The 13,790-nt window shown below is 33.7% G+C and carries 14 protein-coding genes; 8 read left to right on the top strand and 6 right to left on the bottom strand.

Features of this window, described 5'->3' with window-relative positions; genetic code table 11:
* Positions 1 to 781: 781 nt before the first annotated feature.
* The 3 genes from F1Z66_RS11005 to F1Z66_RS15595 all read right to left on the bottom strand — a co-directional run bounded on the left by F1Z66_RS11005 (position 782) and on the right by F1Z66_RS15595 (position 2,892).
* Positions 782 to 1,147: a DUF488 domain-containing protein gene (locus tag F1Z66_RS11005; RefSeq protein ID WP_149863674.1), complete on the bottom strand. Its 366-nt coding sequence runs from the start codon at positions 1,145 to 1,147 to the stop codon at positions 782 to 784.
* 541 nt (positions 1,148 to 1,688) lie between these two features.
* On the bottom strand, positions 1,689 to 1,907 hold the full coding sequence (locus F1Z66_RS11010) for a hypothetical protein (protein ID WP_149863675.1): 219 nt from the start codon (positions 1,905 to 1,907) through the stop codon (positions 1,689 to 1,691).
* An 826-nt stretch (positions 1,908 to 2,733) separates the two neighbouring features.
* Positions 2,734 to 2,892 carry a hypothetical protein gene (locus tag F1Z66_RS15595; protein WP_154670553.1) on the bottom strand — a complete coding sequence of 53 codons (159 nt, stop codon included), beginning with the start codon at positions 2,890 to 2,892 and terminating at the stop codon, positions 2,734 to 2,736.
* Between the two features lie 194 nt (positions 2,893 to 3,086).
* Here F1Z66_RS15595 and F1Z66_RS11015 point away from each other — a divergent pair, with 194 nt between their 5' ends.
* The 6 genes from F1Z66_RS11015 to F1Z66_RS11040 all read left to right on the top strand — a co-directional run bounded on the left by F1Z66_RS11015 (position 3,087) and on the right by F1Z66_RS11040 (position 9,755).
* Positions 3,087 to 3,695: a DDE-type integrase/transposase/recombinase gene (locus tag F1Z66_RS11015; RefSeq protein ID WP_149863676.1), complete on the top strand. Its 609-nt coding sequence runs from the start codon at positions 3,087 to 3,089 to the stop codon at positions 3,693 to 3,695.
* Between the two features lie 897 nt (positions 3,696 to 4,592).
* A complete protein-coding gene (gene aspS / locus F1Z66_RS11020) occupies positions 4,593 to 5,954 on the top strand; it encodes an aspartate--tRNA(Asn) ligase (RefSeq protein ID WP_230207529.1) in 1,362 nt (453 codons plus the stop codon).
* Positions 5,955 to 5,991: 37 nt separating this feature from the next.
* Complete coding sequence (locus F1Z66_RS11025; RefSeq protein WP_149863677.1) at positions 5,992 to 6,291, top strand: Asp-tRNA(Asn)/Glu-tRNA(Gln) amidotransferase subunit GatC; 300 nt, start codon at positions 5,992 to 5,994, stop codon at positions 6,289 to 6,291.
* 3 nt (positions 6,292 to 6,294) lie between these two features.
* Positions 6,295 to 7,758 carry an Asp-tRNA(Asn)/Glu-tRNA(Gln) amidotransferase subunit GatA gene (gene gatA / locus F1Z66_RS11030; RefSeq protein ID WP_149863678.1) on the top strand — a complete coding sequence of 488 codons (1,464 nt, stop codon included), beginning with the start codon at positions 6,295 to 6,297 and terminating at the stop codon, positions 7,756 to 7,758.
* Complete coding sequence (gene gatB / locus F1Z66_RS11035) at positions 7,755 to 9,278, top strand: Asp-tRNA(Asn)/Glu-tRNA(Gln) amidotransferase subunit GatB (RefSeq protein ID WP_230207530.1); 1,524 nt, start codon at positions 7,755 to 7,757, stop codon at positions 9,276 to 9,278. The genes gatA and gatB overlap by 4 nt, the downstream gene beginning before the upstream one ends.
* Positions 9,279 to 9,434: 156 nt before the next feature.
* The gene (locus F1Z66_RS11040) at positions 9,435 to 9,755 is read left to right on the top strand and encodes a hypothetical protein (protein ID WP_149863679.1); all 321 of its coding nucleotides are present in this window, start codon (positions 9,435 to 9,437) and stop codon (positions 9,753 to 9,755) included.
* A gap of 56 nt (positions 9,756 to 9,811) precedes the next feature.
* Here F1Z66_RS11040 and F1Z66_RS11045 read toward each other — a convergent pair whose 3' ends face one another.
* From F1Z66_RS11045 to F1Z66_RS11055, 3 genes are read right to left on the bottom strand one after another with little or no spacing between them, the layout of a single operon-like run.
* Positions 9,812 to 11,074 carry a TIGR00300 family protein gene (locus tag F1Z66_RS11045; RefSeq protein WP_149863680.1) on the bottom strand — a complete coding sequence of 421 codons (1,263 nt, stop codon included), beginning with the start codon at positions 11,072 to 11,074 and terminating at the stop codon, positions 9,812 to 9,814.
* 52 nt (positions 11,075 to 11,126) lie between these two features.
* Positions 11,127 to 11,459 (bottom strand): hypothetical protein, encoded by a 333-nt coding sequence (locus F1Z66_RS11050; protein ID WP_149863681.1) that lies wholly within the window; start codon positions 11,457 to 11,459, stop codon positions 11,127 to 11,129.
* A 1-nt stretch (position 11,460) separates the two neighbouring features.
* On the bottom strand, positions 11,461 to 12,099 hold the full coding sequence (locus F1Z66_RS11055) for an HD domain-containing protein (RefSeq protein WP_159357655.1): 639 nt from the start codon (positions 12,097 to 12,099) through the stop codon (positions 11,461 to 11,463).
* 268 nt (positions 12,100 to 12,367) lie between these two features.
* On the opposite strand from F1Z66_RS11055, the gene F1Z66_RS11060 reads away from it, so the two are divergent.
* Both F1Z66_RS11060 and F1Z66_RS11065 read left to right on the top strand, forming a co-directional pair.
* Complete coding sequence (locus F1Z66_RS11060) at positions 12,368 to 13,042, top strand: class I SAM-dependent methyltransferase (protein WP_149863683.1); 675 nt, start codon at positions 12,368 to 12,370, stop codon at positions 13,040 to 13,042.
* Positions 13,039 to 13,740 (top strand): hypothetical protein, encoded by a 702-nt coding sequence (locus F1Z66_RS11065; RefSeq protein ID WP_149863684.1) that lies wholly within the window; start codon positions 13,039 to 13,041, stop codon positions 13,738 to 13,740. Before F1Z66_RS11060 ends, F1Z66_RS11065 begins: the two co-directional genes overlap by 4 nt.
* The last annotated feature ends 50 nt before the right edge of the window (positions 13,741 to 13,790 follow it).

Genomic DNA, 13,790 nt, shown 5'->3' on the forward strand with positions numbered 1-13,790 from the left:
AAGGACAGAACAGAAAGTTTCGATGATTACTTTCCATGTAAAATGAACAATTGTAAGTTAAAGCATGTACGAAACTGGCTGAATCTTTTTGTCAACTATCATAATAAGGAGATGATCAACGCTTAAGTTAACAGCGCCGTTCGTAATTTATATATCAAAGGTTATGATGCGGGTAGAATGGTTTTTAATTCAGTTATTAGTTCTACTACAGTTTAATTTCAAATTATGCTAATATTTAATTGTCAGTTTTCAATAATACTGGTGATATGCGATATATTAATGCATTATTTGACTGATCAAGTGACTAGAAAAAAGAGATAGTATCAAAGACCAAAAACCTTAATTATGAAGAAGTTAAACTGTCCCTGTTATTACTAAGCGAAGTTGATCGGACAAAATAGCTTGTTATATGGGCTGAAACATCCGATCAACCTCAGCTATGTATATGAAAATGATAGCTTATATGAATTTCTATATCTTTATGATGAATGCTTCTGCAGGTTAAATCTTGTCCCCTATTAAAACTTGAGCGAGTTTGTGCATTTACATACCTGAAGGTGTATGTAATTGAATTTTTTTGAGAATATCAAAGATGATGAATTAAAAATTTTAGATTTTGTGTTTCATTGTAAATAATTGCTATGCAGTTATCGTTAATTAGCATATTCGATTTGAATACTAGTAGTAATTCCTACACAATTAGTTGATATTGTAATTAATAATATTGTATATTATTTTAAAACCGATCTCTTAAGTTAACTAATTTTACACTTCATACCATTCACTTTTTAAAACTCTCGATATATTCCTTCAACGCAATGGCATTGTTGAATTTTTCGTCCTTTGCTCCGTATAACAAAATAACTGAACCTTTTTCTAACTTGGTTAAAATTACATTAATAGATTCATTGCATTTATCTAGTTCTTCAAAATATTTCGATTTAAATTGCTCCCACTTCCTTTCGTCATGATTAAACCATTTTCTTAGGGGTGTACTTGGTGCGAGGTCTTTCATCCAAAGATCTACTTTTACCTCATTCTTGCTGAGACCTCGGGGCCAAAGTCTGTCTACTAAAATCCGCAACCCATCGTTTTGATTTCCAGATTTTCCAATTGGATTATCATATATCCGTTCAATTTTTATCAATTGACATACAACGACTTTAATTAGATCAAACGAATGTAATATTAAAGATTTATCAAATTTCAAAAAAGTAGTTACTTTCTGTAGTAATATATGCGAAATTAAATACTAATTCGATTTCTAAAAAAAAGGTCAGGTCTGGTTGAGTTACAATTAGAAATCAAAATATTCAACATCGATTTTTTTTTGTAACAATATATTCTGTACATTCTATTTACCTAATCCTTTTCACAATCATAACATAACCAGTCATAATTTACTATTATACCTCAAAAAAATGCAAAAAGAAAACAGAGAATTATACGACAGCAATATAGTTAGCACTAGTACAAAGAATCTTCAATATTATATAATATCAAAGGTTTTGTTTGTCATCTTGTTCATTCTTTTATCTCTTTTCTACAGTCTAAAGGTTCTAAATTGCAATTAACTTTGAATGTTGGTTTTAATCAAATCAATATCGCCTCCAGAGTTACTTTATATGTTTGATTTACAAATCCAGCCAAAAAAAGGTAACAATGACAATAAATTAGAAAAACTAAAGTCATTGTGAAGATCCATTAAACATTTCAAAATTACGAGGATACAGAACAAAATAAATCCTGCGATTCCTATCAGAATTGAAAGCGGTGCATATATTACTGAATGGTAAATCTCCAGCAGATATTAAAATATCAAACAGGTTGTTATTGCTATTGCTATTGTATATGGCTAGTTTTACTAAGCGAGTGACTCCAAGGTTTGATCTTTTTATTTGTTTCATTGCTATAAGCCACGTAAACAGCAATTCATGATGATGCTAAATAAATTAATGTAATCAAACTCCTACTTTTCATTTATAATTGTAATCTTTTACCCTCTAGTTTTTTCACCTATTCAAAGGAAATAAACATTCCATTATAGGGCTAAAACATCATACCATAAAATAACATGAACCATGCTGGACCAAATTTCGGAAAGAACATCCGTATAGCCTTTTATGGTTGTACATTTTTTTTGTTTATGGTTTATTAAAAAAATTTGAAGGATACACTAACTACACCGTAAACTAAAAGTGATTATCGTGATAAAAATTTAATCACGATTGTTTATAACCGCTGTTTTGATAATCTCTTTCAAGTTGATAATAGTATGTTGATTGGTTGGTAATGTCACAGACACACATTATCACACATAACTTACCTTCTCTACTTGTAAAAAGAATTGCTAAACCAAAAGGGTGAGAAATCTTCGTTTATATCTTTCTGAGGTATTGGAAAATTACTAGAGATAGCAGTGGAAATCATATCCTTATTGCACATAAGTACCTTAAATACATCAAGCTTCGTAACGATACCTACAGGGTTATTTTCTTCCAAGGCAAAATCTGGACGGTATTGAAACTAACTATAGAAAATCTGAAATAAAATACTAACATATCATAAAAATGATTTATGATTTTAATAACATAAAATACGCAATTTATGATATATAGCGGAAAAAAATACCGTAAAGAATCAGGGCTGGACCTAAACTTGCATGATAATCAATTTATAAATACTAGATTTTCTTATAAAAGAAACTCCTGCCAAAATAAAAACAACACGATGTCAACTGCAATATGACAACATGAGGAGATAACCGCGTTTGTGTATGATTAAACAGCAGGCTACACTTGCGCCATAAGCATCAAAAATAGTCCCTACCATCACTATTGGGTAATTTATTGGTGTTAGTTTAGCTCCATTAACACCATGATCATCAGTCATTATATCTAACCCAGTCAGTTTTGATGCAAAAGCGCGAGGGGTTACGAGACGCCTATTGATGCCTGCTCCTTTGCTTATTCATATAAGCGGTCTCCTCATTTCTAATACTTCTTAACTGTATATACATACAATTTCAAAATACGGCTCTGTTAACTTAAGAAAATGATTTAGCTTGAAGATGCTCTATTTCTGTTATGTTAAGCAAAAGAAACAGAACTCCTTCTTTAGATATTGACCATGCTTTGTATTTGTACTTTCTTGGTCTGTCAACCAGAGGCGTTGCCAAAGCAATGTTCTTTCTACACAAAGTCAGGAGAAGTCATGTAGCCATCTGGAATTGGATTCAGAAACATAATCATCAAAGGATATCATCAAAGAGGAAGAAAATTTCAGAGTACATAGTAGATGAAACTATTTTAAAGGTTGGTTCAGAATACATCTGGCTCTGGGTAGCAATAGAGCCTGAGAACAGGCAAATTCTCGCACTATCCATCTCCAAGGAAAGAAACATGTTCGTTGCTGAGAGATTCTTATCAGGTCTAGTCAAAATTCATGGAAAGCATCCAGTATCAACAGATGGTGGAACATGGTACCCTCAGGCTTGTAGGTTCCTAAAGATAAGACATCATCTTCATTCTCCTTTAGAGAAAAGCTTGATTGAAAGAACTATGCAATATATCAAAGATCGAACTGAAAGTTTCGATGATTACTTTCCATGTCGAAAAGCAAACTGTAAACTAAATCATGTGATAAATTGGTTGAATCTATTTGTATGTAAACACAATAAGGATATAATGGCTTAAGTTAACAGAGCCCAAAATACACGCATATTAACTTTCAATTTTGAGGATTGTGGTTTAGGTTTATGTAATATTCATCAGTTTATTTTTCTGATAGTAATTGAAGTTGTTTTTTACGGATTATTTATTTTATTGAAATACCTACTAGGGCATCTTTATTTGCAGTTCTTGATTAGAAAGTTCAGAGACTATAACTACCCTGAGGGTTTTAGAATCATATTGTGACAAAATGGGTCATTCCTTGATTTGCCTTTTCCACATCATGGTAATATCCAACATCGTTTTAGACTCGAGTTACAAGATGACCGTCCAAAAAATAGGTTCATGAATGCTATTTTTTTGATTTTAATAGCTTTAAAGCGCCTAACTGCATGTTACAATTATCTCTTAAATTTATAACACTATCAAAATTATTTATATAACAAGTCATTGAAACAAGATGATAAAATAGGAGTTAAGAGAACTCATTATATTTACAATTGTATGCGTAGCTAGTTATTTTAGGGGACACCTGTTGAGATATTTATAGGATTGTAACTTGAATAACTCATATCATAACCAAAATGTAATAATGGGTTGGATTCAATTTTATAGCCCAAAGAAATTCAACTTTCACCCTTAATAAAAAAGACTAGAGCAAGAGCCAGCCGACACCTGCCCCTAAGCCTGTTACTCCTGAAAACATTTGACATTTGTAAAGTCTAAACGAGGGTAATGGATTTATAGTATATATTGTGAGATAGAATGTGGACACATTATAACGCATAGAATCAATTATTATATTATTGACAAAATTTTTTGCCTATCAGGAAACCTTTGGTAAAATTCATAAAATGTTCTAATCCATTTATCCGTGGTAAAAGATATATTCATACAGAAATTTCATTCTACTATATAATCATGGATGAAAAACTGATTGTCGAAGATACTCTTGGGGACTGGAGGAGAACTCATTATTCATCTGAGATTTCTCATTCTGTTGTTAATTCTGAAGTGATAGTGATAGGATGGATTTCATCCAAGCGAGATCATGGAAACGTATTATTTGCATTACTCAGGGATCGATACGGTGACATTCAATTGGTTGTCAAGAAAAAAGAACTTCCTAAAGAATTATTTGATTCATTGAGAAATTTAAAGGAGCACTCTTCTATTGCAGTCAAGGGCATTGTGGTAGAACAAAAAAATGAGAATGGATCTTTTGAAATTATTCCAAAGGAAATCAAAATTTTGTCTATATCCAATAAACCTGCGCCGTTTTTGACACAAGCCGTTTCATCTATTGGGATTGATACAAGATTAGACCTTCGAGCTATTGACTTGAGAAGAGATTATCTGCAAATTATCTTTAGAATAAGAAGAAATATTCTTAAATCCATTAGAAATTACTTTGATCAAAATCATTTTGTCGAAGTTAATACTCCCAAAATGATTGCAACTGCAACGGAAGGCGGTGCTGCACTCTTTCCCATATTCTACTATGACCGCGAAGCATTCCTGGCCCAGAGCCCGCAGTTGTACAAAGAACAACTCACTATGGCCTTTGAAAGTGTATATGAAATAGCCCCGATATTTAGGGCAGAACCATCTAGGACTAATCGGCATTTATCCGAAGCCATTTCAGTTGATGCTGAAAAAGCATACGTTAATTATGATGATGCGATGGATATACTTGAAAACCTAATTAAACATGTTGTCGATTCAATTAAACACCATAATTTAACCGATTTAAAAGAACTCGAACTTGATCTGCCTGAAATATCTGGTCCTTTTCCACGCCTCGCGTATAGTGATTTGGTTTCAAAACTTCAAGAAAATCATAAATATATCAGATGGGGTGATGACATATCCCCAAAGATTCTAAGGGATATGTTTGGCGATGAGTTTTACTTCATAACTGATTGGCCAGCATCTACTAAACCATTTTATGTGAAATCTAAATTAGACAAATCCGATCAAAAACCTCATGGCGAAAATGACGAACGTATCTTAAGCGAATCCTTCGATTTGATGTTTGGAACGCTAGAGCTATCTTCTGGAAGCACTCGTATAAATAATAAGGTTGAATTAATGGAACAAATGAAGAATAAAGGTCTGAACCTTGAAGCATTTGATTATCATCTGAGGATATTTGATTATGCAGTACCTCCTCATGCTGGTTTCGGTCTTGGTTTGGAGAGATTAATCATGGCGTTGCTGAAGTTAGAAAATATTCGAGACGCAACTTTTTACCCTAGAGATATAGACCGGCTTGCCCCATAAAGTAAATATATTGTAAAGTATGTTCCCATGCTAGTAAATGTCCAATGAAATTGAAGTGAAAAAATTATGTGAACTTTCAAAATTGGAGATTCCGGATGAAATGATATTAGAAACCTCTAATAAGATTCGAGAGGTTATGTCCTTGTTTCACAAGCTTGATGAGTTAGACATAAGTAGTGCTGATGACACGGACAGTTATGGTGGGTTGAGAATAGAAAAATCCCTTGATTCCTTGAGAGGTGATGTCCCTCGTCGAAGTTTTTCTGTCACTGATTCAGTGGCTAAATTAAAATTATTGAATACTCGAAATGGGTTTGTTCTCGGACCAAGGATTTAAGATTTGACAAACTTGCTAGAATTGCCTGCTCATGTTGTAATCGGTAAAATAAAAGGAAACGATTTGAAGGCAGTAGAGTATGTTTCTGTTTTAATTCAAAGGATAAAAGATATTGATTATAAAATTAATTCATTTATATCTACAAATTTTGAAAACGCAATTAAACAAGCAAAAATTGTAGACAAAAAAATTCAATCTGGTGAGAGTGTAGGTATGCTTGCTGGAATTCCTATAGGGATAAAAGATAACATTAGCGTCAAAGGATTGCGTAACACTTGTGCCTCACAAATGTTGAGAGATTATGAATCCCCTTACAATGCAACTGTAGTTACTAATATTGAATTTCAGGATGGTATTGTAATGGGCAAAACTAATATGGATGAATTTGGCATGGGCAATACATCAGAATACTCATCATTTGGCCCTGTCAAGAATCCTTGGAATAGCGAATACGTCGCGGGAGGATCTTCTGGCGGAAGTGCCGCAGCCGTTTCATCCTTGCAGGTTCCGCTAGCATTGGGTTCAGATACGGGTGGGTCAATAAGATGTCCCTCGAGTTTTTGCTCCGTGGTTGGTTTAAAGCCTAGTTATGGTAGGGTAAGTCGAAGTGGTTTGATTTCATACTCTAATTCGTTAGAACAGATAGGGCCAGTTGCTAGAAATATAACCGATCTGGCCCTTCTGTTTAATACAATTGAGGGTACTGACGCTTTTGATAATACCACAGCCTGTTCACATAAAAAAAGTGTAATTAATTCATTAGATCAGATCACCTCAAAAGGATACCAGATTGGAATTTTTTCAAATTTAACTGAAAATTCGGACATTCAAGTTCAGTCCAAATTAATGGAAATGATAAAGGTATTTGAAAGGCATCAGTTTGTTCTGGAAAATATAGACCTAAGATTAAAGGAGTTTGCTGTGGCCGCTTATTATATAATCGCAACCGCTGAAGCAAGCAGTAATTTGTCTAGATTTGACAATGTAAGATACGGATATCCTTCTAATCCTGAGGGATTTGAGTGGAATCGTTATTATGAAAAGTCAAGGTCATTATTTGGTGATGAGGTTAAGAGAAGAATACTCTTGGGATCTTTCGTTTTGTCTGCAGGTTATTTTGGAAAATATTATGCCAAAGCCCAGGCCTTTCGAAATATGTTGCGCACTGAATTCGAGAGATTGTTTAAAAAATATGACGTACTCATCCTTCCTACCATGCCAATTTTGCCCATTAAGTTAGGGGAAAAAATATCAAATCCCGTACAATTGTATAATTTTGATTTATTTACAATATTAGCCAATTTAACAGGATTACCTGCCATCACACTGCCGGCAGGATTTTCAGATACGGGTTTACCTATAGGAATTCAAATCATGGCCAATTCATTTGAAGAACAAAAGCTATTCGATTTAGCCGTCTTATTTGAAGATGAGAGTAAATTTACGGAGCGGACACCAACTATATGAATAGAAAGGAAATGTTCAAAGAGAATTTAAAAATAGGACTCGAGATACATTGTCAGCTTACTAATCTCAATACCAAGTTATTCTGTAATTGTCTGTCAAATTATCGTAATTCTTTGCCAAATGATAATACATGCCCAATTTGCTTGGGTTTACCCGGAACTTTGCCATTGTTGAATAAAAGGGCAGTTGATTTTGCCTCTATGGTATGTATTGCTTTGAATTGTAAAATTCCAGAAAAGATTTCGTTTTACAGAAAAAACTATTTTTATCCTGACTTGCCGAAGAATTTTCAAATCACACAGTACAACTCGTACGAGATTAGTAGTATCGGATATGAGGGACATTTTAGTATTGATGATGATTCGGGTGCGTTTACCCAGATGGCAAATTCAAAGCCGTCTAAGTCTCAAATTAGGATATCCAGAATTCAGTTAGAAGAAGACCCTGGTAAGATTGTATACGAAGATGAAAAGACTTCTGCCAATACTTACTCCCTTATAGATTATAACAGAGCAGGCGTGGCGCTTATAGAAATTGTAACAGAACCTGACTTTTCTAGCTCACATGACGTTAGGATCTTTTTAAATGATTTGATAAATATTTTTGAATATCTCGGAGTGTGTGATCCTAGTCTGGAGGGGTCGATACGATGTGATGTGAATGTCTCTTTGAGAGGTGGAAAAAAAGTTGAAATTAAAAATATCAGCTCATTTAAAGACGTTGAAAAATCTATCAACTACGAAGTTACCCGTCAGAGAACGATGATAATGCATGATATGGAAGTACAAGCCGAAACTAGGCACTGGGATGAAAAAAGAAAAATAACAATTTCTTCCAGATCGAAAGAAGAAGAAGAGGAATATCGTTATTTTCCTGAACCGGATATCCCAGTAATATTATTAGGTGGCCAATCTTTCGTTTCATCTATTAGGTCTCAGATGCATGAGTTGCCTAATGAAAGATTACAGAGATATAAAGAACAAATGGGATTGAGTACTCATACCGCAAATATTCTGGCAAACAGCAAGAAGATAAGTGATTACTTTGAAGAGTCCTTGAAACATTATAATTCTCCAATAGAAATATCAAATTGGATAGTAAACGAACTACTCTCAAAGATTAATGAGATGGAAAAGTCCGATGCTAGCAAAGGTGTTGTAATTGACTTGGCAGCCAAGATGTCTCCTGCCATGATCGCCAATATGGCAAAACTCGTTTCAGAAAAAGGATTGAATAGAAATATGGCAAGAGAAATTTTTGCCAAGAGTTTTCAATCCGGAGAAGATCCTTACTATATTGTAAAAAGCATGAATGTTGAAAAAATCTCTGATTCTGAGGAGATTCTCTCTTTGATAACCGAGACTTTAGAGATTCAACCCACTTTGATTGACCAATCAAAAACAAATCCTAATGTTGTTAATTTCATTTTGGGTTTGATAATGAAAAAGACAAGAGGTAGGACGAATCCTCAGTTAGCCATAAAGCTTATTCAAGATGTTCTCAGCTCTAAGAAGAATTAAGTGAGGTAAATTATTGTTTACTAATATAGTTGTCTTAGCTCTGTCTATTCGGCTACTTGGGTATTAAAATTTTTTATATGTAATCATTCATCTTTCGCACCTGTATTGTTTTCGAGGTTTTTTATTTTTTTATCGACTCAAGTTTTTAAGTGAGCCATGGCGCAAGAACTGTCCCTATATAAACGAAATGTTGAAAAAATAATCATGAATAAATACCTTGATGATCAACATCTAGCTACAGCAATGTCGATATCAAATGATATAGATGAAGTATCTACTTGCATTGTTTGTCCACACTGCAGACTAAAGTCACAGAAAGATTGGATTGTAAAGCATCTGGAATCAAAAAAAAGACCAAGGATCCGAATTTCATTGGTATACTTTAGATGCGTGGCCTGTAATGAGATTACCAAGATAAATGATCCAAAACTAATAAAATTTATTGACTATGAGGTAATGAAAAATGATCAGTTTTAGATGCAATATTTTAATTTTAACCTAATTTGACTAAAATTTCTCAATCGCCTTTTGATTCACGAAACATCAGAATTGAGATCTTTTTTTCCTTCAATAAGTGATTTTAGATTCTTCATTACTATAGGCAAAAAGGAGCCTATGTCAGTTACCACTCCTATAGCTTGAGTAGTGCCTCTATCTAATAATTTGGTTACCACGGGCTGATTAATATCTACTGCAATAACTTTCACAGATGATGGCAGCATATTGCCTACAGCTATTGAATGAAGCATTGTTGACAACATTACAACCAAACTGGCATTATTCAGTACAGACTTGTAAAGGCGTTGAGCTTCAACAATATCTGTAACTACATCCGGAATTGGACCATCATCTCGGATAGAACCACATAGGACGAATGGAACATCATTTTGAATACACTCATACATAATGCCTTTTTTTAGTACTCCCGATTTTACCATGTTCTTAATAGAGCCTGCTTTAAACACTTCATTAACGATGGACATGTGATTTCTATGCCCTCTCACTGCAAGTGTTCCATCGTCAACATACATTCCAAGGGATGTACCCAACAAAGCATTTTCTATATCATGGACGGCCAAAGCATTGCCAGCCAATACACCATCGACAAATCCCAGTCTTATTAAACTAGATAATATCTCAGATGCCCCTGAGTGGACCACTACTGGTCCTGCAACCACAACGATTTTCCCACCTGATTTCTTGGTCTTGAATATATCTACTGCTACTTTTTTTGCTATCTGTTGTGATGGTCTCTCACTTGAACTCGAACTACTCATAAACTGAAATATGTCTATTCCCTCCCTTGGTCTTTCCTGAGGGACAATTCTAATTCCTTTCTCACCTGTAACAATTAAATCTCCCTTCTTTACCTCCCTGTTGGTCTTGCATTCAGCTCTATTGTTAATGGGATCGAAGACAATGCATTTATCCATCATCATTCTATCCACCGAAATCCACTGATTATTGTAGTATAATTGGGTTGCATTATTGGTAGTACTGTAAAAATCATCTGGCAATACCATATCTTTTGGTGCTTTTTCACAATTAAAGTTGCTAGTAGAGATACTTGTAGCACCCTCACGATAAAGATTTTCCAGTATATTATGAAGATGGCTCTCTGAATTCCCTCGAATCGTCAGCCTAGCATAACTATAATCTTCTTTTCGCTTACCAATGATGAATTCTTCAACAGCAAAGTCGCCCTTAAGGTCCATAACTTTGTCAAAAATCCGTGTTAGTATTGATGAGTCGACTAAATGACCCTTTACTTCAATTTCTTGTTCGTATTGTTCCACTTTGAATCAATCCCAAGTTGACCATTTATTGGAAGTTAGTATTATAACCATATCAAACAGGTAAAGATACTTTGCCGAAATATTCTTTTAATCTTCCACTTTCAAGAATTTTATTTTTAATGTTTTCTTTCTTATCTTCTGAAAACCAGTTAGCAATTGCCTTTGCAATACCATTTTTATCACAGATTGCTACTAGGTAACCTTGACTTTCATGCACGATTGCATAAAAGTTTTCCTCTCCTACCGGCTCCCAACTATTGCTCTTATTGTCTTTCAGTGCTAAAGCTGGCATAGAAGGAGTTTTATCATCGATGAAAGTTGATAAAAGATCTTGAGCTTCCTTGACCCTTTTTTCACCTATTTTTAGTGCGACAAAGTATTGCATATTATTGTCTACATAAATAGGCTAATATTTCTTTAATTTCGCTGAGATCAGATTCAATGACTTTAGAGTTTTTGGATTTTGACCTCTCAAATAAGTTGAGATTTTCATTAGTTAACAATGCACCTGAATTCTTAAATGCTTGCAATTGTTTAGATGTAACATTTTTTCTATTATTTTGATAATAATTTCCCTGAAGTATCATTTCCAATTTATCAATGACATGAACATACTGGGCGTCTATAGAAGAAATGGTATTGAATTGATTCCAACTTGTATTTAAGATATTTTTGAATTTGGAAGATGGTAGCCTTTCCATAATATCTTTAAATGTCCTGTTCTCCAAAGTCTTTTTGCCAGGGTATCTTTTTGAATCTGGAGTTATATCGCCGACGACTGACTCGGCTAAATCATGTACTAGAATCATCTCAATTAATCGTAGTTTTTTTTTATCCGAGTAAGGACGATTCGAGGTAAAATAAAGAACAAGAACTATCATTAGTAAGGTGTGAGAAGCAACCGTCTCAGGATTTTTTAATTTAAGTTTATTAACCCAACCTTTCCGGACTATTTCCTTGAGTTTATAAAATGGTGCAGTAATATCTTCTAATTCTCTAATTTTTGTTTGAATGTCATTGTCCAATGTCAATTGTCACCCTAAAAATTCAAAAAAGTAAATAACAAAATATGGGGAATGCTTTTTACAAAACTTTCTATATCTGTGAACCTATCAATGCCTACCGTTAAAATTGTTGCAATAATTGACATAAAAATTGTAATTAATAATATAAAAATAACATTAGTTATCTGAGTCACATTAAAATTCTGTGTAAAGTATTAATTTAATTCTTGTGACTAAAATGATGACAAAAAACCAACATAGATAAAAATCAATAGTCTCAACCTATGCTGTGAAACAAAAGGCTGGCCTGGAATACGCAAGTGCATTTTTTAGTAAAGACAATTCTGAGAATTATGATCATTTGGTTCATTATGCCACATTTGGAATGGATTCGCGATGGAAAAAAAAAATTTTAGAAAACGTGGAATCTGATTCAATAGTTTTAGAGCTTGCATGTGGAACTGGAATTCTATCTGCAATTCTTTCGCAGGCGGGAAATACGGTATTGGGCCTAGACTATACATTTTCTTATTTAAAAGTGCTAAAGCAAAAAGGGATTAAGATCCCAGTTGTTAACTCTACAGCTGAGCTTATCCCATTTCGTAGCACCATGTTTGACTATATTATAACTTCATATTTACCTAAATACACAACTCTAGATATTCTCATCAATGAATGTTTCAGATTACTTAAAAGTGGGGGAATGATAATATTACATGACTTTACATTTCCAAAGTACCGCCTTTATAAAGTAGCTTGGGAAGGGTATTTCAAAATTATTAGCTTATTATGGCGCAAAGATAAAAGATGGAAATATGTATTTGATGAACTTGATGTACTGATAAGGAGTAGCCAATGGGATTTGAATGTATTCGAAGAACTCGAAAAGTTAAAGTTTAGTCAAATACACAAAAGATATTTAACATTTCAAACTTCTGCCATTATTACCGCAATAAAACCATGAATGATGATACGCGACTAAACGAATGGTTTGTCCCAAAATTTGGACCAATCAAATTTCGCATTATTTGTGGAATGTTATTCCTGCCTTACACTGGAATGTGCGTCTCTTTTGTTGTTTGGGGGGTTTTATTTTCTGGTTCGCTTAGTATTGAAAAATTAATTGGAATAATACTAGTATATTTTGTCTCCCTGGGCGTTTCTGCCCATTTTGCTGATAGTATAGGATCTAAAAAACTGAAACCATGGGGTAATATATTTTCACGAAAACAAGCTTGGTTAATTATCATTTTTGGTCTGGGTTTCTCATACTTTTTAGGAATGCTTCTGGCGATATTATTTGCACCCATGTTGATTATTATCGGAATTGTAGAAGGTTTTTTCTTATTTGCATATAATTTCGAGTTATTTGGAGGAAAGTTTCATAACAACTTTTGGTTTAGTGTCTCATGGGGAGCCTTACCATTTCTTGCTGGATATGTATTGAGCGTAAATTCTATCACCTTTGAATCTTTATTGTTCTCTGGCATTCCATTTGGGTTGAGTTATGTTGAGATCAAACTTTCTAGAAAATATAAGTATCTAAAACGATCCAAAGTAAATAGCGCAATAACAGACCATTATGAGTTTTATCTCAAGGTGTTAAGCCTAAGTGTAATTGGATTTACAATTATTTTGACTGGATGGATAATTTTAGTATGATTTTTTTTTGAATTACGTCGAATTTTAAAAGGATGAGTATTGTTGATATG

The sequence above is a fragment of the Candidatus Nitrosocosmicus agrestis genome (genome assembly GCF_008389435.1).
GTDB classification, from domain to species: Archaea; Thermoproteota; Nitrososphaeria; order Nitrososphaerales; family Nitrososphaeraceae; genus Nitrosocosmicus; species Nitrosocosmicus agrestis.